General features: G+C 61.8%; 14 protein-coding genes. 9 read left to right on the plus strand and 5 right to left on the minus strand.

Features of this window, described 5'->3' with window-relative positions:
* Nucleotides 1–8 precede the first annotated feature (8 nt).
* The 3 genes from L0U79_RS07230 to L0U79_RS07240 all read right to left on the minus strand — a co-directional run bounded on the left by L0U79_RS07230 (nucleotide 9) and on the right by L0U79_RS07240 (nucleotide 5,282).
* Nucleotides 9–1,772, minus strand: coding sequence for an outer membrane protein assembly factor (locus L0U79_RS07230; RefSeq protein ID WP_233841201.1), 1,764 nt, complete (start codon nucleotides 1,770–1,772; stop codon nucleotides 9–11).
* Nucleotides 1,773–2,056: 284 nt separating this feature from the next.
* Entirely contained in the window at nucleotides 2,057–4,657 is a 2,601-nt protein-coding gene (locus tag L0U79_RS07235; RefSeq protein ID WP_233841202.1) for a glycosyltransferase, read from the minus strand.
* A 157-nt stretch (nucleotides 4,658–4,814) separates the two neighbouring features.
* Entirely contained in the window at nucleotides 4,815–5,282 is a 468-nt protein-coding gene (locus L0U79_RS07240; RefSeq protein WP_233841203.1) for a Dps family protein, read from the minus strand.
* Between the two features lie 110 nt (nucleotides 5,283–5,392).
* Here L0U79_RS07240 and hrpA point away from each other — a divergent pair, with 110 nt between their 5' ends.
* The 7 genes from hrpA to L0U79_RS07275 all read left to right on the plus strand — a co-directional run bounded on the left by hrpA (nucleotide 5,393) and on the right by L0U79_RS07275 (nucleotide 18,568).
* Entirely contained in the window at nucleotides 5,393–9,460 is a 4,068-nt protein-coding gene (gene hrpA / locus L0U79_RS07245; protein WP_233841204.1) for an ATP-dependent RNA helicase HrpA, read from the plus strand.
* Nucleotides 9,461–9,552: 92 nt separating this feature from the next.
* Entirely contained in the window at nucleotides 9,553–11,679 is a 2,127-nt protein-coding gene (locus L0U79_RS07250) for a bifunctional (p)ppGpp synthetase/guanosine-3',5'-bis(diphosphate) 3'-pyrophosphohydrolase (RefSeq protein ID WP_233843859.1), read from the plus strand.
* A gap of 130 nt (nucleotides 11,680–11,809) precedes the next feature.
* Complete coding sequence (locus L0U79_RS07255; RefSeq protein ID WP_233841205.1) at nucleotides 11,810–13,588, plus strand: hypothetical protein; 1,779 nt, start codon at nucleotides 11,810–11,812, stop codon at nucleotides 13,586–13,588.
* Nucleotides 13,585–14,418: a hypothetical protein gene (locus L0U79_RS07260; RefSeq protein WP_233841206.1), complete on the plus strand. Its 834-nt coding sequence runs from the start codon at nucleotides 13,585–13,587 to the stop codon at nucleotides 14,416–14,418. Before L0U79_RS07255 ends, L0U79_RS07260 begins: the two co-directional genes overlap by 4 nt.
* A 138-nt stretch (nucleotides 14,419–14,556) precedes the next feature.
* Nucleotides 14,557–16,896, plus strand: a complete 2,340-nt coding sequence (gene mrcB, locus L0U79_RS07265; protein ID WP_233841207.1) for a penicillin-binding protein 1B — start codon at nucleotides 14,557–14,559, stop codon at nucleotides 16,894–16,896.
* Nucleotides 16,893–17,426, plus strand: a complete 534-nt coding sequence (locus L0U79_RS07270) for a tetratricopeptide repeat protein (RefSeq protein ID WP_233841208.1) — start codon at nucleotides 16,893–16,895, stop codon at nucleotides 17,424–17,426. The genes mrcB and L0U79_RS07270 overlap by 4 nt, the downstream gene beginning before the upstream one ends.
* Nucleotides 17,427–17,434: 8 nt before the next feature.
* Nucleotides 17,435–18,568 (plus strand): prephenate dehydrogenase, encoded by a 1,134-nt coding sequence (locus tag L0U79_RS07275; protein ID WP_233841209.1) that lies wholly within the window; start codon nucleotides 17,435–17,437, stop codon nucleotides 18,566–18,568.
* Here the strand turns inward: L0U79_RS07275 and L0U79_RS07280 are convergent.
* The gene (locus L0U79_RS07280; RefSeq protein ID WP_233841210.1) at nucleotides 18,565–18,951 is read right to left on the minus strand and encodes an MAPEG family protein; all 387 of its coding nucleotides are present in this window, start codon (nucleotides 18,949–18,951) and stop codon (nucleotides 18,565–18,567) included. The genes L0U79_RS07275 and L0U79_RS07280 overlap by 4 nt on opposite strands.
* Nucleotides 18,952–19,063: 112 nt before the next feature.
* Between L0U79_RS07280 and L0U79_RS07285 the strand changes: the two genes are divergently transcribed.
* Nucleotides 19,064–21,034, plus strand: coding sequence for an ATP-dependent DNA helicase (locus tag L0U79_RS07285; protein ID WP_233841211.1), 1,971 nt, complete (start codon nucleotides 19,064–19,066; stop codon nucleotides 21,032–21,034).
* 361 nt (nucleotides 21,035–21,395) lie between these two features.
* Nucleotides 21,396–22,832, plus strand: a complete 1,437-nt coding sequence (locus L0U79_RS07290) for a sugar porter family MFS transporter (RefSeq protein ID WP_233841212.1) — start codon at nucleotides 21,396–21,398, stop codon at nucleotides 22,830–22,832.
* 45 nt (nucleotides 22,833–22,877) lie between these two features.
* Here the strand turns inward: L0U79_RS07290 and hemE are convergent, their stop codons facing one another.
* A complete protein-coding gene (gene hemE, locus L0U79_RS07295) occupies nucleotides 22,878–23,948 on the minus strand; it encodes a uroporphyrinogen decarboxylase (protein WP_233841213.1) in 1,071 nt (356 codons plus the stop codon).
* Nucleotide 23,949 lies beyond the last annotated feature (1 nt).

Genomic DNA, 23,949 nt, shown 5'->3' on the forward strand with positions numbered 1-23,949 from the left:
GCGCGATGTCACAAGTCCGGCCCGACGACCAAGTGCAATTCGATGCCGTGACGCTGCGCGTCGTTAATGGGCGTGCCGATGTCCACGCGAACCATGCCCACCGGCGAGCGCCAGCGCACGCCAACGCCTGTGCCTATTTTGGGATGCACGGCGGTGCCATTGAAAGCATTGCCGGCATCCACAAAGGTGGCGATACCCCAGCGCGGAGTGAAGTAGTGCTCGACGGTCGCGCTGGCGATAACCAGACTGTCACCGCCGATCACGCGGCCGTAACTGTTCTGCGGGCCTAGAGCCTGGAACGGAAATCCTCGAATCGACTGATCGCCGCCTGCAAAGAATCGCAATTGCGGTGGCAGCGCTTCGAAGTTGCTGGTCCACACATGACCGATATCGCCACGCAAGATCAGGCGGTTGTTGCGCCAGAACGCGCGAATCCATTTGGCGTCCGCAGAAAGTTCGCTGAAGCGCGCCGTGGAAAGAAAGTCGCTCGCGGTACTGCGCGCATCGAAGCTCAACGACCATCCGCGGCGTACAAAGTCGAGATTGTCCGCGACTTTGCGGCTTAACGAACCTTCCGCATAAATCAATGTGCTGTGACCATGTTCGACGCCCGGCGTGCTTTCTGGCTCGTTGGGCGTTTTGCCGACGCTGAAGGTGCCGGTGAGCGCGTGCAAGCCGACCGTGCGCACCCATTCGTGCCAAAGCTCGGTTTCGTTGGCGACCAGCTCCAGTGTGCGCGATTGCGAGGTAACGGTATTGGCGTCGCGATAGGTGATGCCGAAGTTGAGGCTACGCTGATTGTCGCCGGGCAGCGGGATGGAGTATTGGCTCGTTACGGTTTTCAACCGCTGCGCGAGCACAATGTCGTTTTTCCATTTGTGACCATATTTGTTGACCCAGCGCCGCTCCATGCCACCGCGAATGCCGAATCCGGTATCGGTGCCGACGAACAAACCGCTGGTGTAAATCGTGCGTTTGGCCGGCAGCAACTGCACTTTGACATCGACGACGCCGTCCTTCGCGGAATCGATCTCGGGCATGACGTTGACGGCCGAAAAATAGTCCGCGCCGTTCAAAGCTTGTTGCAAAGACAGCAACTGGTTCTGATCGAAGTAATCGCCGGATTTAAACGGGACGTACCGATCCAGAAAGCCAGGGTGGAATTGCGAGCCTTCGAAATCCACTTTGCCGTACCGATAACGCCGGCCCACTTCCCACGCCAAATGGATGGCCGCGGTGCGGTCGCCGCGATGCACTTCCACGCGATGCACGGTCAATTTTGCGTCGAGATAGCCGTTTGCGGTCAGAGCGTTGTTCAGGCCGTCGCGTGCGGATTCGTAGGCGGCATCGTCCAGTCGCTGGCCTTTGAGCTTCTCGACCGTGCGTCGCGCCGAACGAACGGGCTTCAATGCAGCCGCTACGGCATCCAACTGGATGTCGACGGACGTGACATTGACGGGTTCGCCCGGTACGACATGCAAGGTGACTTGCCAGTCCTTGCCCACGTGTTTGATGGTGCCGGTGCTGTGCGCCGCGTAGTAACCGTAAGGCTGCAGCGCGTTGGCCACTTCCGTGTTGTTGGCGCGGTCGAAGAGACGATGCACTTGCGCGTCGCTGACATCGCGCGTGGCGTATTGCGACAAGCTGACGCCGGCGACCACGGCGGCTTTGAGCGGATCGTCCACGCCATCCACCACGAGCTGCACCCCCGCATGGCTTAGCGCAGGAACCAACAACAGCGGTAGCAGGCTCAGACAGCGGATCCGGCGCATGCGTTAGGGTTCCATCCTCGTCTCGGCATCGCAAGTGACAGCTTAGCGAGGCGCGCGTGCATCCTGCATTAAGGCGGTTCTTATTTTTGCTGTCCGCCTTATCTTCCTCTCCCTTATGGGACGCGGAGAGCGGCCATGGATGGCCGCGCTTTGAGGAGCGAGGAAGAGGATCGAGGTGAGGGGACAACCTTGCGCAAGAATTCCGTCGAAGCGTGGTGTGCGCGATACGTTTCTCGCAAGATTGACCCCTCACCCAACCCTCTCCCCGAAGGGGAGAGGGCTTGCTAGCCCGCTTTATCGCCCGAACGGTGCGCGATCCAAGCGCCTACCAGTGCGGAAAAATACGGAATCGACTGCGCGGACAGGATGAATATCCACAACTGGCCTTCGATAAAGCGCGAGGCCGGGCTCATCGCCATGCCGACGACGCACAGCGCCAGCGCGAGGAACATCAGCATTTCTTCGCGCACCGGCGCAAATGCGGCGAAATTGCTGCCGCCGAGGCGCCGGCTCTTTGCCGTGACCACGAATGAGGTCTTCTCGCGCGTGAGACCGTGCAGAATGCCGCGCGCAATCGCGTGGCTCAAACTCATGCTGGCGAGCGAAGCCATGAGGGTGTCGTACCAGCCACAGGGAACGCGCGCGCGATAGAGCACGACGCCGAAAATCGCCTTGGCGAAGAAGAAGCCGATCACCGGTATCAAGAACAGCTGCATCGGCAGGCTGAAGATATGCGGCAATCCCACCATGCCGGCGGTCCAGAAGATCGCCATCAAGGTGAAGATCAGGTGCAGCGCATCAGCGAACCAACTGAACCATCCGGTGAGGAAGTGGAAGCGCTGGCCGCCGCTGAGCGGACCTTTCTTCGTCATCCAGTTCCAGCGGCCCTTCAAAATCTGCATGGCGCCGAAGGCCCAGCGATAACGCTGGCTCTTGTATGCCTTGAAGTCGGCGGGCGTCAGGCCCTTGCCCATCAGTTCGTCGACGTAGACGAGTTCGTAACCGGCGTGCATCAGGCGCAAACCGAGTTCGGCGTCTTCGCAAATCGTCCATTCCGACCAGCCGCCGGTGCCTTCCAGCGCGGAACGGCGAACCATCGTCATGGTGCCGTGTTGAATGATCGCGTTGCGCTCGTTGCGATGGTGCATGCCGATGCGGAAGAAGCCGTCGTATTCCCACGCAGTCATGCGGCGGAAACGGTTGTGCTCGAAGTCGCGATGCGCCTGCGGACACTGCACCACAGCTACTTTCGGATCGTGGAAATAACCGGTGAGGGCTTTCAGCCAATCGGCGCGCACTTCGTAATCGGCGTCGATCACCGCGACCACATCGGCGCGTTGATCGGTTTCCTTCAAGCCGAAGTTGAGCGCGCCAGCTTTGAAACCGGGCCACGGCTCGAGATGGAAGAAGCGGAAGCGCGAACCGAGTTTTTCGCAATATTCCTGCACCGGCTTCCACACCGCCGGATCTTTGGTGTTGTTGTCGATCACCAGCACTTCGTAGTTTTCGTACTCGAGCGCGGCGAGCGAATCGAGCGTGATGATCACCATCTCCGGCGGCTCGTTGTAGCACGCCAGATGGATGGAGACGAACGGCTGCTTGTCGACCGGATCGGGCTCAAGCAAGCCGGCATGGCGCACCCACTTGCGCCGCCACAGTACTTCGGTGAACTCGAAACCGTTGATCAAGAGGATCGCAAGAATCGCCACCTGCGCCGGGAACAAGAGCGCCAACATGCTCCAGTCCACCCAACTCAGGTAGAAGTTGAACGGTAGCGTGACCGACCAGACGATCAGGCCGCAGGCCAACTGGATCAGCACGTCGAAGAACAACCGCCCCGTCAGCTTGAAGCGCGCGTAGCGGATGCCGAACCATATCATCGGAATCAGCGCCAGCAAGCTGGCGGCCAGCGCTTTCCACGGCCAGCCGGTGTCTTCCGTCACCGGGCCGGTGAACGGGAACTTCGGCTGGCGATCGGCGTTGAAGATGCCCCAGTACGCGCCCGTGCGACCTTCGCCGAGATTTTCTTTCCACGGCTGATCGAAGGCTTCGAGCAAGTAGTAGTCGACGTTGTTCTGCTTCGCCCAGATCAGCCACTCACGAATAAAGATGGCTTCGTTGGAAATGGACGGATAGGCGCGCTCGTGATGGTCGCCGTTGGACGGCCAGCCGATTTCGCCCACCACGATGTGCTTGTTGGGGAAGCGTTGCTTGATGGACGTGTACGCGCCTTCGGCCGCGCCAAGCGCGCTATTGCGATCGATACCGTTCCAGAACGGGAACAAGTGGATGGTGATGAAGTCCACGTGATCGGCCAGTTCCGGATACTTCAACCAGATGTAGTCCGGTTCGGCGATCGATACGGGTTGGCGAATATGCGCGCGCGCCCGGTCGAGATACGTGATCATTTTGTCGACGGGCACGTTGTTACGGAACAACACTTCGTTGCCGATGATCACGCGATCGATGGTGTCCGGATAACGATGCGCCAGCGCGATCAGCGTATCGAGCTCTTTTTCGTTGTTGTCCAGGCGCGTGTCGATTTCCGCGCCGGCCATCACCTTCAGCCCGTCCTTCTGCGCCAGGCGAAAGATCTGCGGCGTCAACTGGGTGGAGTAGGTGCGGATGTGATCGGTGTACTTATGCAGCAACGTCAGATCGCCGTCGATCTCGTCGTCGCTGGGAAAACTTTGCGTGAAGGGATTTTGATAACGCTGAAACAGGGAGATCGAAAAACCGTTGATCTTGCCGTGCCAATCCTCGGGACCGTGCGGGCGGTTGCTCCACCACCACAGGCCGATGTTGAGCGCGGCGACCAAGAACGCCAGGAAGATGGCGGTAACGATCGATGGCCAGGTTTTGGGTTGAGAAGGTGCGGCGCTCAAGAAAATCCCCGTAAGTCACCTCTTTCTCGAGGCGCATGAACTTCGCGAGCTTAACCAATTCGCGGCAGTCGGCTCAATAAAATACGAGGGTGTGGGTCAGCGCAAGGTCAGGGGTACGGCTCCCTTACCGTGGCGGCGAGGGAGCGAAAGGGCGATTTCACTTCAGCAGCGAGCGCAGCATCCACGCGGTTTTCTCGTGCTCTTTCAGGCGTCCGGTGACCATATCCGCCGTGCCTTCGTCGCCGGAGGCGTCGGCCGCCTTGATCGTCGCGCGTGCCGTGGCGGCGGCGATTTCGTGTCCTGTTACGAGCTGGTTAACCATCTCTTTCCAATCCGGCACGCCCGATTCTTCCTTGATGGTGGTCAGCTTGCCGAACTGGCTGTAAGAGCCCGGTGCGAACACGTCCAGGGTACGGATGCGCTCGGCCACTTCGTCCGCCGCCAGCCACAGCGCGTTGTACTGGGTTTCGAACATGGTGTGCAGGCTGTTGAAATGCGGCCCCGTCACGTTCCAGTGGAAGCTGTGGGTTTTCAGATACAGCGAATACGTATCGGCCAGTAGCTTGGACAGCTGCTTGGCGATAGCTTCGCGATCTTTCTTGGCGATGCCGATGCTGGTGGCCATGATTTGCTCCTTTCTGTAAGCCCGAGCATTGAGCTTAGCCATGGCCGCCGGGGAGGGGAAATGAATAGTCCTGATGCCGACGATAGTCACCGGCTATCATGTACGACTGCATGAGTAACGTGACGCCCGATACCCCCTCCGCTTCGCCCGATGCCCGCCTGCGCGCTCTGCGCAAATCGCTGGACGCGGTAACCAGCCGCGACTTCGGCCGATTGCTTGGCCGCTGGCGCGGACTGTCGCGCCGGCCGGACGCGAAGAAGCTGGAGGCGCTAGCCGCCGATATCGCCGCCTCGGCCGCGCGGAGGCAGCTCCGTGCGCAAAGCAAGCCCGAGATCCGGTTGGACGAATCGCTGCCGATCACCGCGCGCGCCGACGAGATCGTCAAGCTCATACGCGAACATCAAATTGTCGTGATCGCCGGCGAAACGGGCTCCGGCAAAACCACGCAGTTGCCGAAGCTGTGCTTGGCGGCGGGGCGCGGCGAAGCCGGGATCATCGGTTGCACGCAGCCGCGTCGTCTGGCCGCGCGCTCGGTCGCGCGTCGCGTGGCGGAGGAGCTCGGAACACAGGTCGGCGACAAAGTCGGCTTCCAGGTGCGCTTCAACGATCAGGTATCCGAGCAAAGCCTGATCAAGTTTATGACCGACGGCATTCTGTTGGCGGAGACGCAGGGCGATCCGTGGTTATCGACCTACGACACGCTGATCATCGACGAGGCGCACGAACGCAGCCTCAATATCGATTTTCTGCTCGGCTATCTCAAACGCCTCGCGGCCAAGCGGCCGGAGCTGAAGATCATCGTCACCTCGGCCACCATCGATACAGCGCGTTTTGCCGAGCACTTCGGCGACGCGCCGGTCGTTTCGGTGGAAGGGCGCGCGTATCCGGTGGAGGTGCGGTGGCGTTCCGTCGACGAACTGGCCGCGCGCCGGCAGCAGCGCAATACCGATATGCAGCAGGGCAGCGCCGAGCATATCGCCGCGGTGCTGGATGAAATTACGCACGACGATCCGCGCGGCGACGTGCTGGTATTCATGCCCGGCGAGCGCGAGATTCGCGATACGCATTTATTGTTGTCGCGCCGGCAATATCGCGAAACGGAAATTCTGCCGCTGTATGCGCGTCTGTCGGCGACCGATCAGGATCGTGTGTTCAAGCCCGGGCCGAAGCGGCGCGTGGTGCTGGCCACCAACGTCGCCGAAACCTCGCTGACGGTGCCGCGCATTCGCTATGTGATCGATACCGGCACGGCGCGCGTGAAACGCTACAGCCAACGCAGTCAGCTCGAGCGCCTGCATGTGGAGTCGATCGCGCAAGCCGCCGCCGATCAGCGCAAGGGGCGATGCGGCCGTGTCGGACCCGGCATTTGCTATCGCCTTTACGACGAAGCCGATTACGCGTCGCGCGCGGCGTATACCGATCCGGAATTGCTGCGCTCTTCGCTTGCCAACGTCATCCTGCGCATGCTGTCGCTGCAATTGGGCGACGTCGACGCATTTCCATTCCTCGAATCGCCCGATCCGCGCGTCGTCGCGGATGGTTATCGTCGCCTGGCGGAAATCGGCGCGATCGACGAGAAACGCGAGCTCACGTCAATCGGTCGAACGCTCGCCCGTTTGCCGATCGACGTGCAGCTTGCGCGCATGCTGGTGCAGGCGCAGACGTTGGGCAGTCTGCGTGAGTTGTTGATCATCGTGGCGTTCCTCAGCATTCAAGATCCGCGCGAACGCCCGGCGGATGCGCGCCAGCAGGCGGATGCGGCGCATGCGGCGTTTGCCGATCCCAAATCCGACTTTGTGGGTGTTTTGAATCTGTGGCGCGAATACGACAGTGCGCACGAAGAATTCACGCAATCGAAATTGCGCGACTGGTGTTCGCGGCATTTTCTGAGTTTTTTGCGCATGCGCGAATGGCGCGAGTTGCACCGGCAGTTGTTGCTGGTGGTGCAGGAGCTTGGTTGGAAACTGGACGCCACCGCACATTCTCCCTCTCCCCTTCGGGGAGAGGGTCGGGGTGAGGGGGCAACCTCGCGAAATGTTTCAAAGACACAGGCAAAGATTTCGCAGAAGCACCGCAAGGGTGTGAGTTCTCGCGAGCCCCAGCCCCTCACCCCAGCCCTCTCCCCGGAGGGGAGAGGGAGTGAAAGTGAGGCCGAGCGACATTACGAATCGATCCATCGCAGCTTGTTGGCAGGACTGCCCACGCAAGCCGGCCACAAAGACGAAAAAGGAGTTTACCGCAGCACGCGCGAACGCCGTTTCCAAGTGTTTCCCGGTTCGGCGCTCGCCAAAACGCCGCCAAACTGGATCTTCGCCGCGCAAATTCTCGATATCGGCGGTCGCGTGTGGGGCATGATGTGCGCGCGCGTCGAGCCGTTGTGGATCGAACAGGAAGCCGCGCATCTGTTGCGCAGTACATGTCGCGACGCGCATTGGTCGCGCAAGCGCGGCACGGTGGTAGCGTACGAACAAGTGAGCCTGTTTGGACTCGTGCTGGTCGAGCGCCGGGCGGTGACATTCCAGCACCAAGACCCGGCGCTCGCGCACGAGATATTTTTGCGCGAGGCGCTCGCCCGTTGCGATATCGAAGCGCGCGCCGATTTCGTGCGTGCCAACCAGCGCGTGCTGGAAGACGCGCATGGCATCGAAGCGCGTCAGCGGCGCGAAGGGTTGATTCGTCACGAAGACGAACTCGTGGATTTCTTCCGCGGCAAGCTGCCGCAGGAGATCGCCAGCACTCGCGCGCTCGATGCGTGGTATCGCCATGCGCGACCTGCGGAACAGGCGGCGCTGCGTTGGTCGATCGACGATGTGATGGTGGGCGGCGCCGGGCTCGACCCGAAAGCGTTTCCCGCTGCGCTCGATATTCCACCGCAACGCTATCGCCTGGAATACCGCTTTGTGCCCGGCGACGAAGCCGACGGCGTGACCTTGCATTTGCCGTTGGCGATGCTCAATGCGCTGCCAGCAGCACGCTGCGAATGGCTCGTTCCCGGTCTTCTCGGCGAGAAAGTCGCCGAACTGATTCGCGGTCTGCCCAAAGCAATGCGGCGAAATTTTGTGCCTGCGCCGGATTTCGCGCGTGCCTTTGTCGAAGCGGAAGCGCCGCGCGATGAATCGCTAACCAAGGCGCTCGCTACTTTTCTACGTCGGACCACGGGCGTTGAGATCGATGCTGCCGATTTCGCGCACGTTGAATTGGCGGCGCACTTCGCCATGCGTTTCCGCTTGCACGATGAAAAAGGCCGCACGCTCGCGACCGGTCGCGATCTCGCGCTGCTGCGCGGACAGTGGGAAGGGCAGGCGCGCGAGGCGTTCTCGCGCAAGACCGATATCGAACTCACGCGCGAAGATGTCACTAGCTGGGATTTCGAGGAGATTCCCGAGCAAGTGCGTTCCGATGGTGGATTGCTGGCGTTTCCCGCGCTGGTCGATCTTGGCGAAGCGGTCGCGTTGCGCGTCTTCGAACGTCACGACGAAGCGCGCCTTGCGCATGTCAAAGGCGTGGAACGACTGCTGCGAAATGCACTTGGCAGCGACATCAAGCAGGCGCGTCGACGTCTGCCAATCTCCAATCCTGTTTCGTTGAAATATGCGCCGCTCGGCAGCGTCGACAGCTTGCGCGAGGATGTGGTGGAAGGCGGCTTCGACGACTTTCTGCAAACGCAGGACCTCAACGTGCGCAGCGCCGCGGCGTTCGAACGGCTCCACACGCACGCGTCGCGCGAACTGTTTGCATGTGCAGTGGAACGGCTGAAACTTGCCGAACCGATTATCGACGCACAGGCCGAGATGAAACCGTGGCTGCAACCGCCACTGATCGGCTTTGCCCGCGCCAGCTACGACGATCTGCGCGAACAGCTCGATGCGCTGCTTGCACCCGGATTTCTGCGCGAGCTGCCGACGGCCAGACTGGCGCATTTTCCTCGCTATCTGAAAGCGATGCGTCTGCGCGCGGAGCGCTTGCGCCAGGACCCGACCAAAGATCAGCAACGTATGCTGCAGGTGATGCCGTATTGGCGCGAATACCTCAATCATCGCGCTGCCGGCGACGAAGGCTTGGACGAGCTCCGTTGGCTGATCGAGGAATGGCGAGTATCGCTGTTCGCGCAGGAATTGAAGACCGCCGAACCGGTGTCGGCCAAACGATTGGCGAAGGCGCTCGAAGCGCTGCGCTAGTTCCGCAGGGCATATGGATAGGGCAAGCGCGTGCGATGCCCGCCTCGCACGGTTGAGCTATGCTCGATCTTCGCACCGAACGCACAGAAACCATGGTTCACGCCACTACCACCGTAGGACATCTGGCGGCGTGGCAGTCACGGGCTGGCAGCTTGCCCCCGGTACTGGCCGACGCGCTGTCGGTGTGCGCGCAAAACGGCGTCAACGAGCGCGAGTGCGGCGACGTGCTGGATCTGCTGGCCATGCTTGGGTGCGATGCGCAAACCCAGGCAGCCGGATTGTGGTTCGAAATCGCGCGCATACATCCGCTGGTTTGGGAACAGCGCGCGTCGTCCTTGCCCGAAGAGTTGCAGCGCCTGGTCGCCGGCCAGACGGCGGCGGAACGCGTATGGGCGTTGCATGCGCAGCGGCCGCCGGAAGGCGGGTCCGAAGGATTGCGCCGTTTGCTGCTGGCGATCATTCGCGATGTGCGCGTGGTGTTCGTGCTGCTGGCGCGTCAGTTGGCGCGCATGCGCGCCGCGAGCAGCTTGCCCGAAGCGGAGCGTCAGGAACTGGCGCGGCTCACGCGCGATATCCACGCGCCGCTCGCCAACCGACTCGGCATCTGGCAGTTGAAATGGGAGCTGGAAGATCTCGCCTTCCGTTATCTGCAGCCCGATACCTATCGACGCATCGCCGCCTTGCTCGACGAGCGTCGCGGCGATCGCGAGGAATTTATTCGCGAGGCGCTCGCCGAACTGGGCGAGGCCGTGCGCATGGCCGACATCAACGCGGATCTGGCGGGGCGTCCCAAACACATTTATTCGATCTGGAAAAAAATGCAGCGCAAAGCGCTGGAATTTTCCGATCTCTACGACATTCGCGCTGTGCGCGTGCTGGTCGATAGCGTCGGCGATTGTTACGCCGCGCTCGGTATCGTGCATGCGCTGTGGCCGCATTTGCCCGGCGAGTTCGACGATTACGTCGCGCGTCCCAAGAGCAACGGCTACCGTTCGCTGCATACCGCGGTCATCGGCCCGCACGGCAAAACGCTGGAAGTGCAGATACGCACGCACGAGATGCATCGCGCCAACGAGCTGGGCGTCGCCGCGCATTGGCGTTACAAGGAAGGCGGCAGCGGCGATGCGGACTTCGAAGCGAAAATCGCCTGGATGCGCAAGCTGCTCGAACCGCGCAACGACGACGGCGAGCTTGCCGCCGAATTGCAAACCGAGCTGCTCGAAGATCGCGTCTACGTGCTGACGCCGCGCGGCGAAGTGGTCGACATGCCGCACGGCGCCACCGTGCTCGATTTCGCGTATCACGTGCACACGGAAGTCGGTCATCGTTGCCGCGGCGCCAAGGTCAACGGACGCATCGTGCCGATGACGTTTCAACCGCACAGTGGTGATCGCGTGGAGATTCTCACCACCAAAATCGCCGAGCCGCGACGCGACTGGTTGTCGCCGCATCACGGCTATCTGCACACCAGCCGCGCGCGCGACAAAGTGCGGGCATGGTTTCGTCGCAGCGCGCACGAGGCCAATCTCGCGGCCGGTCGCACCATGCTGGAGCGCGAGTTGAAACGGCTGGCGCTACCGGATGTCGATATCGCCAAATTGCCGCCGTTGTTCCATCTGCAAACGCAGGACGAATTGCTGATCGGACTCGCCCTCGGCGAAATCAGCGGCGGGCAGGTGGCGCGCGTGTTGCAGGAGTCGCAGCAACCGGCCGAAACATTGCCCAGCGTGCCCGTGGCGCCGGTGCGACCGACCGTGTTCGATCACAGCGCCATCACAATCGAAGGCGTCGGCAATTTACTTACCGTGCTGGCGCATTGTTGCCAGCCGTTGCCGGGCGATCCGGTGCGGGGGTTCATCACCCGTACGCGCGGCATTTCGGTTCATCGCGCCAACTGCGCCAGCTTGGCGCGACTGGCGCGGCGCGATCCGGATCGAGTGATCGACGTCAGCTGGGGGCGCGCCTCTGCGCAGGCTTACGAGGTGACCATTCAGCTCAACGGCTACGACCGTAAAGGGCTGCAAAAGGATGTGGTGGGCGTGATCAGCAACGCCAACGTCGGCATCATTGCGTCCTCCAGCCGGCTGTTTGCGCGCACTGCCGAGGTGGAAATGCATTACACCCTGCGCGTGCGGGACTTCGAGCAACTTTCCACCTTGCTGGACCGCCTGTCGGCGCTGCCCAATGTGGTGGAGGCGCGAAGGGTGGGGGCGGGCTGACGCAGCATTTTTCGTGCCTTTACCGCGCGTGTGCGCGGAAAAATGACGTTCCTGAACGCAACTTTTCGCTGTCAATCCGTGTCCACACCGCAATGCTAAGCTGAACATATCGACTTGAGCTCGCGAGCATATGAGCGGAAACCGCACTCCTAACGACCCGCGCAATCCCGGGCGTACCGAACCGACGCTGGGCAATCTGGATCAACTGGATCGCCCGCTCCCGCGTGTCGATCTCGACGATGGACTGCCACAGATCAGAGTGGAGCCCATTTATCAGCGCAATCATCACAACCAGCCGCCGGAAGACGACTACGATCCGCGGCCGCCGCGCCGCTGGAAAATACCGCTGCTGATTGGCGTGGCGGTGGTGCTGGCGGTCGTCGCGGGTATGTGGATCAACGAAAGCCGTTTGCGCGGCATGGTGCCGCGCACCGATTTCGACAATGTGCTTCATCGTGCGCAAGTCGCCTTGCAGCAAGGACATCTGGACGGCACCGACGGCAGCAGCGCGCGCGAGTTGTTCGAAGCTGCGCGCGCGCTGGAGCCGGACAACGATTCGGCGCGCCAGGGTCTCAACGACGTAGGCCGTGCGGAAATCGCGCGCGCCGATGCCGCGTTGCAGGCAGGCAAAATCGGTGAAGCCAGCGACGCGTTGACCAATGCGCGCGAATTGCTTGGTGGCGGCAGCGATGTGGATCGTCTCTCCGAAGCTATCGCCAAAGCACAAGTGTCGACGGGTCACACGGATACGTTGATCACGCAAGCCCAGCAAGCGCTCAGTGACGACAAGCTCGATGGTCCCGACGGCGCCGCCGCGCTTTACCAGCGCGTGCTTTCGGCTGAACCGGATAACGCGGTGGCGCGACATGGCTTGGACCAAGTCGGCGATGCGATGGCCGCGCAAATTCAAAAAGCGCTGGCCGCCAACGATGTCGCCACGGCGGCATCTGAAGTCGATCGACTGGCTGCGATTTCGCCCAACAATTCGCAACTGCCGACGCTGCGCGCATCGCTTTCCGCACAGCAGGCGCAAGCGGGCAATGCGCTTACCGATGCCATCAACGAGGGTAACGATGCGTTGCGTGCAGGACGCATCAGCGGCGACGGCAACGACACCGCGTTGGCGCATTACAAAGCGGCGTTGGCGATCGATCCGAATAATGCGCAGGCAAAAGCCGGGCTGGGTCAGGTGGCCGAAGCGTTGATCGTGCAAGCGAATGCAGCGATCGACGCGGGCGACGCCGATCACGCGAAGCAGTTGCTCGATCAAGCCGAAGCGTTTGCGCCTCAATCGGCCGATCTGATCGCCGCGCGTGCGCGCTTGCAACGTCCTGCATCGCAGCCTGTGCAGCCCTCGCCGCAGCACATGCCCCCGACCAATACGATTGCGAAAGCCGATGTGGCGACGAAGTCGGATCAACGTTCGGACGACGAAGGCGACACGACGCCGCCCGTGGCGTTGACGGGACAGCAGCAAATCCAAGTGGCCGATATGGTGCAGCGTGCGCGACAAGCGGCGGCGCGCGGCGACATCATGTCGCCGCCGGGCAATTGCGCGTACGACCTTTATCGCGGCGCACTGTCGATCGACGGCAACAATCCTGAAGCCTTGTCCGGCCTGCAGGCATTGCCTGGTCTGGTGCAGCGTCAATTCAACGATGCGCTGCGCGGCGGCAATCTCGCCAAAGCCGGCAGTCTGCTCGATGCGCTGGACAATCTGTCACCCGGCGACACGGTATTGGCGATATCCAGTCAACGCTTGGCGTCGGCCTGGTTTGACCAAGCCGAACAACAGCTCGACAGCGGCGACCGGAATAACGCCGCGGGCTCGCTCGAACAAGGACGCCGGTTGTCGCCGAACGATCAGCGTGTGCAGCAGCTTCTCGCTCGCATGCAGGGCGGTCGATGACGGTATTGGTGTTTGGCGCGAGCAGCCAGATCGGGCAGTTTCTGCTGCCGCTGCTTGCTGCTCGCGGTGAGCCCGTCGTTGCGATAAGCCGTTCCGCTCGCGCGTCGACGCACGGGGAGACGTGGCTGACGGGACATCTGCCCGACGCGGTGCCGGCGGTCGACGATATCTCCGCCATTTTCAGCTTCGGCCCGTTGCATCCGTTCGCGCATTGGCTCGGCCGCGCGTCGCTGCCGCACGCGCCGCGCGTCGTCGTGACCAGTTCGATGAGCGCGGAAAGCAAGCGCGTTTCCGAAGTGCCTGCCGAACGCGAACTTTCGCAGCGGCTGCGCGACGGCGAAAACGCGGTCTCCGAAGCCTGTGCGAAACACGGCAGCGAATGGACGGTGCTGCGACCCACGCTGATCTACGGCGCCGGCTTGGATAAAAGCCTCACTCCGATTGCCCAGCGCGCGATGCGCACGCGGCTTTTTCCGTTGCCGGCAGGGCGCGGCATGCGTCAGCCGGTGCATGCGCAAGACCTTGCCTACGCGGCGCTAGCGGCGTTGGATATCGCGGCGTCGGCGGGAAAGATTCTTCCGATCGGCGGCGGCGAAAGGTTGCCGGTGAGCGAAATGTTCGCGCGTGTGCGCCGCAGTTTGCCGGTCGACACGCTTCTTTTGCCGGTGCCCGGATGGCTGCTGCACCTCGCGCGCCGCAGCGCCGGGCGTTTGCGTGGTCCGTTGAGCCGTCTTGAGAGCGATCTCATCGCCGACAATACGGAAGTGACGCGCATCCTCGGCGTTCAGCCGCGCCCCTTCCGGCCGGATGTCGATTGCTGGCATCCGTGAGGGTTCGCGTGAATTGCCCGTAGAAAAGCCCCTCCCGGGCCGTGCGGCGTCATTTGCAGCAAGGTTGCGTTCATCTGGCCGCTGGGTGACAGGCCCTAGCATTGCCGTACCGCCCCTCCACTCACTGGAACCCCCGCGTTGGACTTTCTGAGCCGAATTCGATCGATCGCAAGCGCTATCTGGCCGTGGGTGCGCATTCCGTTCTGGGTCTGCACGGGTTTGTTTTTCGGGTTTCTGCTCCCGTACTCGCTGATTCTCAATAAACGCGTGCAGGATCGTTTCAGCGATCTGGTCTTCGCCGTTCCGACACGCGTCTATTCGCAGCCTTTGCGGCTTGCGCCGGATGTGCCGATGACACCGGCCGCGCTGGAAGTCGACCTTACGTTCTCCGGCTACGTCGCCGACGGTCGTGGCGATGTGCCGGGCAGCTGGTCGAAGAAGGGCAACGTCTACTTCATTTCGTCGCGCGGCTACGCCGGCCCAGATGGCGGCGAATTGCCCAAGCATATTCGCGTGGTGCTCGGCAGTGGCATCGTGCAGTCGGTGACGGATCTAGGCGCCGGCAAATCCATCAACGAAACGCATCTGGATCCGGGCCGCATCGCCACAGTGTACGGCGCCAAGCAAGAAGATCGTCGCTTCGTGCAATTGAACGACGTGCCGCCCTTGCTGATCGGCGGTTTGCAGGCGGTTGAAGATCGCGATTTCAAGCATCACATCGGCGTGGATTTCACGGCGATTCTTCGCGCGGCGTTCGCCGACCTGCGCGCCGGGCACACGGTGCAAGGTGCGTCCACGCTCACGCAGCAATTGGTGCGCAATCTGTTCTTGAATCGCGAACAGACGATGGGGCGCAAGTTGAACGAAGCGCTGATGTCGATTCTGCTGGAGATGCACTACAGCAAATCGCGCATTCTCGAGGCGTATATCAACGAAGTGTTTCTCGGTCAGCAGGGCAGTCAAGCGGTGCATGGGTTCGCCGCCGCGTCCGAGTTTTATTTCGGTCGCCGACTGGAATATTTGCGTCCGCAGGAAATCGCCATGCTGGTCGGCTTGGTGAAAGGACCGAGCCAGCTCGATCCGCGTCGCTATCCGGATCGCGCGCTGGCGCGCCGCAATCTGGTGCTGGATCAATTTGTGACCACAGGATTGCTGACGCCGCAGCAAGCGCACGCCGCGCAAGCCACGCCGCTCGGTGTGATTGCCGACGGCCAGCTGCCGCACGATCGCTTCCCGGCGTTTATGGAGTTGGTGCGACAGCAGATCACCAACGATTTCGACGAAGACACGCTTAAACAAGGCAATTTGTCGATCTTCACCACGCTCGATCCGGCCACGCAGCTTTACACCGAGCAGGCGATCGATACGGCGATCAAGGGTCTGGGCAAACGCAGCGACGATACGCAGGCCGCCGCGGTGATTACCGATTCCAAAACCGGCAGCGTGCTCGCCGTGGTCGGCAGCAAGTTTGCGGACGAGCAAGGCTTCAATCGCGCCCTGGACGAACGCCGACCGATCGGTTCCACCATCAAGCCGTTCGTCTATCTGGTCGCGCTAACGCAGCCCGATCGATTCAATCTCGCCACACCATTGGACGACTCGCCGATCAGCATGCGCCAACCCGACGGCACGCCGTGGACGCCGCATAACGACGACAACCAAAGCCACGGCATGGTGCCGATGGTGGACGCGCTGGCGTATTCGTGGAATCTCGCCACCATCCATATGGGCCTGGAAGTAGGCGTACCGCGCATCAAGGCGTTTTTGGATTCGTTCGGATTGGAACCGATCCAACCCGGCCCGTCGCTCCTGATTGGCGCGATCGATCTGGCGCCGATCCAGGTAGCGCAGCTCTACCAGTATCTGGCGTCCGACGGACATGCGCTGCCGTTGCTTTCGGTCAGCGGCGTGGTCGACGGCAACGGCCACACGATCAAGCGCTACGAAGTGGAAAGCGGCAAGGGCGAATATCAGCCCGCCGTGCGCCTGGTGACCTGGGCGATGCAGCAAGTGGCGACGTATGGCACAGCGCACTCCTTGGCCGAATCCAGCCTGGCGTATCTGCATGCGGCGGGTAAGACGGGCACCAGCAACGAACTTCGCGACAGCTGGTTCGCGGGCTTTACCGGCGATCGCCTGGGCGTGTTCTGGATGGGACGCGACGACAACAAGCCCAGCCACTTGTTCGGCGCCACCGGCGCGCTGCGTGCGTGGCAGGAATTGTTCCGCAAGCTGCCCACCGTACCGCTGTCCGCAGCGCCCGGCGAAGGCTTGGAAATGGCGTGGATCAATCCTGCCGACGGCAAGCGCAGCGACCCGCAGTGCTCGGGCGCCAAGCAGGTGCCGGTGATTGCCGGTACGCTTTCCACCGATTCGGAAGGGTGTTTCTGGCAAAAAATCGGTAACCTCTTCGGCTCCGGCCAGAGTGCGCAAGCGCCCTCCGGCACCGCCCCCACTAATGTCAGTACCCAACAATGACCATGTCGCTCCGTCGTTCGCTACGCCTTATCGCACCGTTCGTTCCCGTTCTGCTGCTTGCGGCCTGCGCGCAAAATTCGCCGGAAGCGGACAAGCCGTCGCCGATCAAATCCAATGCGGCGATGGTGGCCGACATCCAGGCTGCCGGCGAACGCGATAAATCGGTGATCAATGTGCATCCGTTGAGCGATCCGGGAATCGCCGCGTTGCAAGACGGTGCGCATGCCGATATTCGTAACGGCCAATATCCCGCAGCGGCGACCAAGCTCGATATGGCGTTGAAGCGTGATCCCGAAGCGCCTGCGGTGCTGCAGGATCGTGCGGAAGTGGCGATTTACATGAACGACTATTCGTTGGCCGAGAAATTGGCGCGTCAGTCGTGGACGCTGGGTTCCAAGCAAGGCCCGCTGTGCGCGCGCAACTGGCAAACCGTGCTGGAAATCCGCACACGCGCGAACGATTCCGCCGGTGTCGCTGAAGCGAGCAAAGGTCTGGGCGAATGCCACGAAGCCGGCGTGCAGCGTCTCTGATGTAATCGATGAGTCACGAAAAACCACGGATTGGACTGGTCGGCAGTCAGGGTTCTTACGGACGCTGGCTCCGTCGATTTTTTGAAGATCGCATGGGTTTGCACGTCGTTGGGCGAGACCCAAGCGGCGATACGGTGCTGACCGAGCGCGCGTTGATCGAAGCGGTCGACGTGTTGATTTTCTGCGCGCCGATTCGTCAAACGCCCACCGTCATCCGCCACTACGCGAAACAGGCTGCGGGTATCGGTCGCGCGCAACTTTGGATGGATATCACGTCCATCAAAGTGGCGCCGGTCACTGCCATGCTGGCGTCGCACGCGGAAGTCGTCGGCTTGCATCCGATGAGCGCCGCGCCCAAGTCGCCCACGTTGCGCGGCCGAGCGATGGTAGTGTGCGAAGCGCGTCTGGATGCATGGCGGCCATGGCTGGAACGTTTTCTTGCCGCGACCGAAGCCGAATGCGTGCGCGCCGATGCGGATCGGCACGATCGCGTCATGGCGCTGGTACAAGGCATGGTGCACGCGACGCATATGGCGCAAGGCGCGGTGTTGCGCGATCTGGCGCCGGCAGTGGGCGGTCTCGACGGCATTCGTCCCTTCAGTTCGGTGGGCTACGAATTGGACAACGCGGTGACGCGCCGCATTCTTGCCAGCAATCCCACCATTTATCAGGACATCCAATTCGAGAACCCGTACGTCGAACCGATGCTGGAGCGATTGGCGACGCATATGGGAGCGTTGTGCCGTCTCGTAAGCAGGGGCGACGATGCGGCGCGAGAAGAATTGCGGAAAAAACTGCTCGATGAAAGCCGCGCCTATGTCGGTGATCAAGCGCTGGCCGAAGGCAGCTACGCGTTCGAACGTCTCGGCTATTTGCTGGCCGATTTGCACGAGCCGCGCTACATCAGCGTGTTTCTTCCGTTGGATAAGCCTGGTTCGTTGCGTGCGTTGTTGTCGGTGTTCGAAGAGCGCGACATAAATCTGGATTCGATCCATTCCTCGCGCAGCGCGGAAGGCGAATTGCTGTTTCGCATCGGCGTCGATCGGCACTGCGATATTGCGAAGCTAAGCGACGCGATGGTCGCGATAGAAAGCGAGCGTATCGGCCGCGTCGTCGACGCGGCCGATACGAACAGGCCCTAGAACAGCGGCGTCAGCAACATCACGATGCCGACGATGCTGACGGTCCAGATCGCCGTGCGCAGATACGGAATGCCCAACGCGTAGACCGGCACATAAACCAGGCGCGCCCAGAAATAAAGTTGTGCGCCGAGGACGGTCGCCGCGGTATGCCGTTGCAGTAAATACCCGGCCAGCACGACCGCAGCGAACAGCGCGAAGGTCTCCATAAAATTGGCGCGTGCGCGCTCCAGTCTCCCGGCTACGCCCACTAACGAGCCTCCGGCGTCGCGCGGACTGGCGGCGAAACCCAACCCCCGCTGCCCAAGCATGCCGGTGGCGGCGATCATGACTTGTACCAGGCCCAGCACGACACTCCAGGCAAGCATCTGCAATTCGACGTTCATGGCTTAGCTCCTTATGGCGGTGATGTGGCAACGCACTTCCGCAGCTATTCGCGTCTGCAGGCGGGAGGTTACACCGGTTCCCCGTACGTCGATGCTGCGCGATACTGACGGCATGACCGACCACGATGACATCGGCGCGTTGCTTGGCGCCGACGGCCCGTTCGCCCGCGAGTTGCCGAACTTCGCACCCCGTCCAGCGCAGCAGGCGATGGCGCGTGCGGTCCGGCACGCCATTGCCGAGTGCGAAACCCTGATCGCCGAAGCTGGCACAGGCACGGGCAAAACCTATGCGTACCTCGTGCCGGCCCTGTTGTCGGGCGAGCGCGTGATCGTTTCGACCGGAACCAAGGCGCTGCAGGATCAGTTGTTCTTCCGCGATCTGCCGAAAGTGCGTTCGGTGTTGGGTGCTCGACTGAAAACCGCGTTGCTGAAAGGCCGTGCCAATTACCTGTGTCTGTATCGACTCGATCAAACAGTGCGCGAAGGAGCGAGTTTCGATCGCACTCAGGCGCAGCATTTGGCGGCGATTCGTGCATGGTCGGCGCGCACGCGTCGCGGCGATCGCATGGAACTGGCCGAAGTGCCGGAAGATTCGTCGCTGTGGATACGCGTCACCTCCACGCCGGAAAATTGCCTGGGCGTGGAATGTCCGTTCTACGACGACTGCCACGTCGTGACTGCGCGGCGCGAAGCACAGGAAGCGGACCTGGTGGTGGTGAATCATCATCTGTTGTTCGCCGATCTTGCGTTGAAGCAGGAAGGTTTCGGCGAAATTCTTCCCGGTGCGCAGGCGTTTATTCTGGACGAAGCGCATCAGATTCCCGAATTGGCTGGGCAGTTCTTTTCGCAAAGTTTGAGCGCGCGCCAACTCACCGAGCTGGCGCAAGATGCGTTGGCGGAATGCGACGGCATCACCGGCGCTATCGGCTTGCTGCTCGAACCCGTTGAGGCGTTGCAGGAAACCGTGCGCAAACTGCGCTTGACGCTCGATGCATTGCCGACGCGCGGTTCGTTCCATGAACTTCTGCAGCGCGATGGCGTGCAATCGGGTCTGCGCGATCTGGCGGAATTGCTCGCCGCATTGACCGATGTGCTCGCGTCGCAGGCCGAACGTTCGCGCGGCTTTATGAATGTGCACGAGCGTGCAGCGAGTTTGACGGAACGTCTCGACCGCATCATCGAAGAACATTCCGAACAAGATGTGCGCTGGTACGAATTGTTTCCGCGCGGATTCGCGCTGCATGCCACGCCGCTCGATCTCGCCGGGCCGTTACGCGCAATGCGCGAGCGCACGCATGCGGCGTGGATACACACGTCGGCAACGTTGTCGGTTGCAGGACAGTTCGATCACTTCGCGCGGCAGCTTGGTCTGGACGATCCGCAGACATTGAGCCTCGAAAGTCCTTTCGACTATGCGCAGCAAGCGGTGTGCTACATGCCGGAAGGCTTGCCCGATCCGGCTGCGCGCGATTACACCGATCGCGTGATCGACGCGGTGATGCCGGTGTTGGAAGCATCCAACGGCCGGGCCTTCCTGTTGTTCACGTCGCATCGCGCCTTGCGTCGAGCCGCCGATTTGCTGGCTGATCGCGTGCCTTGGCCGTTGTTCGTGCAAGGCACCGCGCCGCGTCATCAGTTGTTGGAAGACTTCCGTGCCAGTGGCCACGGCGTACTGCTTGGCGCGGCCAGTTTTTGGGAAGGCGTCGACGTCGCCGGTGAAGCCTTGTCGGTAGTAATGATCGACAAGCTGCCGTTCGCCGCCCCGGACGATCCGGTGTTGCAGGCACGCCTGGAAGCATTGGAGCAGGCGGGCATCAACCCGTTTATGGGGTGGCAGGTTCCTTCGGCTGTCATTGCGCTCAAGCAGGGCGCGGGACGCCTGATCCGCGATGTCCATGATCGCGGCGTACTGGTGTTGTGCGATCCGCGTCTGACCACCAAGGGTTACGGCAAGTTGTTTCTCAATAGTTTGCCGCCGATGCCGCGAACGCGGGATGTCGGGGAGGTCCGACGCTTCTTCGACCACTTATCGCCCGAACCAGAAGCTACGGAGCGTGATAGTTTCACCGGCGCAGGAAGCTAGGGCCTGATCGCACTATTTGCGTGGCCCGCGCCGGGAGCTGTTTGCGCGCCAGCCAAGGAAGAGCGAGGGAGTGTACGTCCGTACACGACTGAGCGATGACGCCGGGTGGCGGGCAAACAGACCCGGCCCTACGGGTTGCCGTTGAGTGGCCGCCATGCGGCAGCGCGCGGCTTGGCTTGACAGCCAGTCACGCCAGCGCCGCACACTACCACCTGACGGCCACTCAACGGCAACGCGGGCTACGCAAATAGTGCGAACAGGCCCTAACGGGTTTTGCATACGTATTCAGGCGGACAAGGAGAGGGGACGGTACGCAGAATCGTCCACGACTTGAAACCATCATGCGGGGAGCATGATTCCGATGCATATAAACACCAATACAGAGAAAAGCGCGGGACAAGGGGAAGAAGCACGCACCACGGCGCGAGTCGTGTTGATTGCCGCTGCGGCGGCGATCGGCGGATTTTTGTTCGGCTTCGATACGGCCGTGATCAATGGCGCGGTTGATGCGGTGCGGCATGGATTTGGCCTGGGCGCCGGTCAAATCGGTTTTGCAGTGTCGTGCGCGTTGTTGGGCTCGGCGGTTGGCGCGTGGTACGCGGGTCCGCTGGCGGATCGATTGGGGCGCGTGCGCACCATGCAAGTTGCGGCGTTGTTTCTGGTGATGAGCGCGCTGGGTTCCGGCCTCGTGCACGGCGTGTGGGATTTGATGTTCTGGCGCGTGATCGGCGGTATCGGCGTCGGCATGGCGTCGGTGATCGCGCCGGCTTATATCGCCGAAGTGTCGCCGGCGAACGTGCGTGGTCGCTTGGGTTCGATGCAGCAGTTGGCGATCGTGCTCGGCATCTTCGTCGCGTTGTTGAGCGATGCATGGCTTGCCAGCACCGCAGGCGGCGCCGCGCAGAAACTTTGGTTCGGCTTGGAAGCGTGGCGCTGGATGTTCCTGGTCGCCACGGTGCCCGCGCTTATTTACGGTGTGATGGTGCTGGGCGTGCCGGAGTCGCCACGTTATCTGGTGGCGCGCGGACGTCCGGCCGAAGCGCGTGTGGTGCTTGCGAAGGTGTTGGATCTGCACAGCGATCACGCGCTGGATGCCAAGATCAACGACATCGCGCATAGCCTGAAAGTGGAATATCGGCCGAGCTTGCGCGACTTGCGCGGTCCTCGCGCCGGTTTGCTGCCAATTGTGTGGGTGGGCATTCTGCTTTCGGTGTTCCAGCAGTTTGTCGGCATCAATGTGATCTTCTATTACTCGTCCACGCTTTGGCATTCGGTGGGTTTCAGCGAGGCGGATTCGTTCTCGATCACGGTGGTCACCTCGATCGTCAACGTGCTGGTGACGCTGGTGGCGATTGCCTTGGTCGACAAGATCGGGCGTAAACCGCTGCTGCTGATCGGTTCGGGCGGCATGGCGATTACGCTGGCGATGATGGCCTGGTGTTTTTCGCAAGCGACCGGTAGCGGCGCGACGCTGAGTTTGCCGGCGCCTTGGAACATCGTTGCGCTGGTCGCCGCGAATGCCTATGTCGTGTGTTTCGGCCTCAGCTGGGGACCGATGGTGTGGGTGCTGCTGGGTGAAATGTTCCCGAACAGCATTCGCGCGATTGCGTTGGCGGTGGCGGCGGCCGCGCAGTGGATTGCGAACTTCGTCATTACCAGCACATTCCCGTGGCTGGCGGAACTGGGTCTTACGTTTGCGTATGGCTTGTACGCGCTGTTCGCGTTCCTGTCGCTGCTATTCGTGATGCGCTCCGTGCGCGAAACGCGCGGCATGGAATTGGAAGATATGCACGCGTAATTCGATATGTGCGTCCCTGTCGCCGCCGACAGGGACGCATGCGTTTTATGTCGCGCGAAGCAAACGGCTGAACGAGTGCACCTCGTCCACCAACACCTTGACGTGTTCGGGATCGACTTCGGGCGTCACGCCGTGCCCCAGATTGAACACGTGCCCCGGGTTGTTGCCGTAACTGTCGAGCACACGATGGACTTCGCGGCGAATCACATCGGGACTAGCGCGCAACACGGCGGGATCGAGATTGCCTTGCAGCGCGACTTTTCCATGGACTGCGCGGCGTGCGTCGCCAATGTCGATGGTCCAATCCACGCCGAGCGCGGCGCAGCCGGTATCGACCATCTCGACGAGATGCGCATTCGCGCCTTTCGAAAAAAGGATTACCGGTACATCGCGCGTATGGACGTTCGCCTTGAGCGCGGCCACGACTTGCGACAGATAGCGCAGCGAGAATTCGCGAAACGCCGTGGGACCCAGTAAACCGCCCCAGGTGTCGAATACCATCAACGCCTGCGCACCCGCAGCGGCTTGTGCAATGAGATAGGCGGAAACGGAGCGCGCCAAGGTATCCAGCAGCGTGTGCGCCAAAGCCGGATCGTTCCAACACATCGCTTTGGCGGTGGCGAAATCGCGCGAACCTTCGCCTTCCACCATATAACAGGCCAGTGTCCACGGGCTGCCGGAAAACCCGATCAGCGGCACGCGGCCGGCGAGTTCGCGGCGGATCACGCGCACGGCGTCCATCACGTAACGCAGCTCGGTTTCCATATCCGGCACGCCGAGCCGTTCCACGTCGGCGCGCGTGCGCACCGGTCGCGCAAACTGCGGACCTTCGCCTTGCGCGAACGATAGGCCCAGGCCCATCGCATCTGGAATGGTGAGAATGTCCGAGAACAGAATCGCCGCATCCAGGTCGAAGCGTTCCAGCGGTTGCAGCGTGACTTCGCACGCCAGCTCGGGATTTTGGGCCAGCGCCATAAAGCTGCCGGCCTTGGCGCGCGTGGCGCGGTACTCGGGCAGATAACGGCCCGCCTGGCGCATCACCCAAACCGGCGTGGCGTCGACGGGCTCGCGGCGCAGGGCGCGCAGCAAGCGATCATTCTTGAGGGGGGTATCCATG

Origin of the sequence: Dyella sp. 2HG41-7, assembly GCF_021390675.1 — a bacterium.
In the GTDB taxonomy this organism is placed as follows: domain Bacteria; phylum Pseudomonadota; class Gammaproteobacteria; order Xanthomonadales; family Rhodanobacteraceae; genus Dyella_B.

Coding starts and splice junctions, on each gene's coding strand:
- L0U79_RS07260 (WP_233841206.1), top strand. CDS start 13,585: ATGACGGTATTGGTGTTTGGCGCGAGCAGCCAGATCGGGCAGTTTCTG.
- L0U79_RS07275 (WP_233841209.1), top strand. CDS start 17,435: ATGAGTCACGAAAAACCACGGATTGGACTGGTCGGCAGTCAGGGTTCT.
- L0U79_RS07285 (WP_233841211.1), top strand. CDS start 19,064: ATGACCGACCACGATGACATCGGCGCGTTGCTTGGCGCCGACGGCCCG.
- L0U79_RS07290 (WP_233841212.1), top strand. CDS start 21,396: ATGCATATAAACACCAATACAGAGAAAAGCGCGGGACAAGGGGAAGAA.
- L0U79_RS07250 (WP_233843859.1), top strand. CDS start 9,553: ATGGTTCACGCCACTACCACCGTAGGACATCTGGCGGCGTGGCAGTCA.
- L0U79_RS07270 (WP_233841208.1), top strand. CDS start 16,893: ATGACCATGTCGCTCCGTCGTTCGCTACGCCTTATCGCACCGTTCGTT.
- hrpA (WP_233841204.1), top strand. CDS start 5,393: ATGAGTAACGTGACGCCCGATACCCCCTCCGCTTCGCCCGATGCCCGC.
- L0U79_RS07255 (WP_233841205.1), top strand. CDS start 11,810: ATGAGCGGAAACCGCACTCCTAACGACCCGCGCAATCCCGGGCGTACC.
- L0U79_RS07230 (WP_233841201.1), bottom strand. CDS start 1,772: ATGCGCCGGATCCGCTGTCTGAGCCTGCTACCGCTGTTGTTGGTTCCT.
- L0U79_RS07280 (WP_233841210.1), bottom strand. CDS start 18,951: ATGAACGTCGAATTGCAGATGCTTGCCTGGAGTGTCGTGCTGGGCCTG.
- hemE (WP_233841213.1), bottom strand. CDS start 23,948: ATGGATACCCCCCTCAAGAATGATCGCTTGCTGCGCGCCCTGCGCCGC.
- L0U79_RS07240 (WP_233841203.1), bottom strand. CDS start 5,282: ATGGCCACCAGCATCGGCATCGCCAAGAAAGATCGCGAAGCTATCGCC.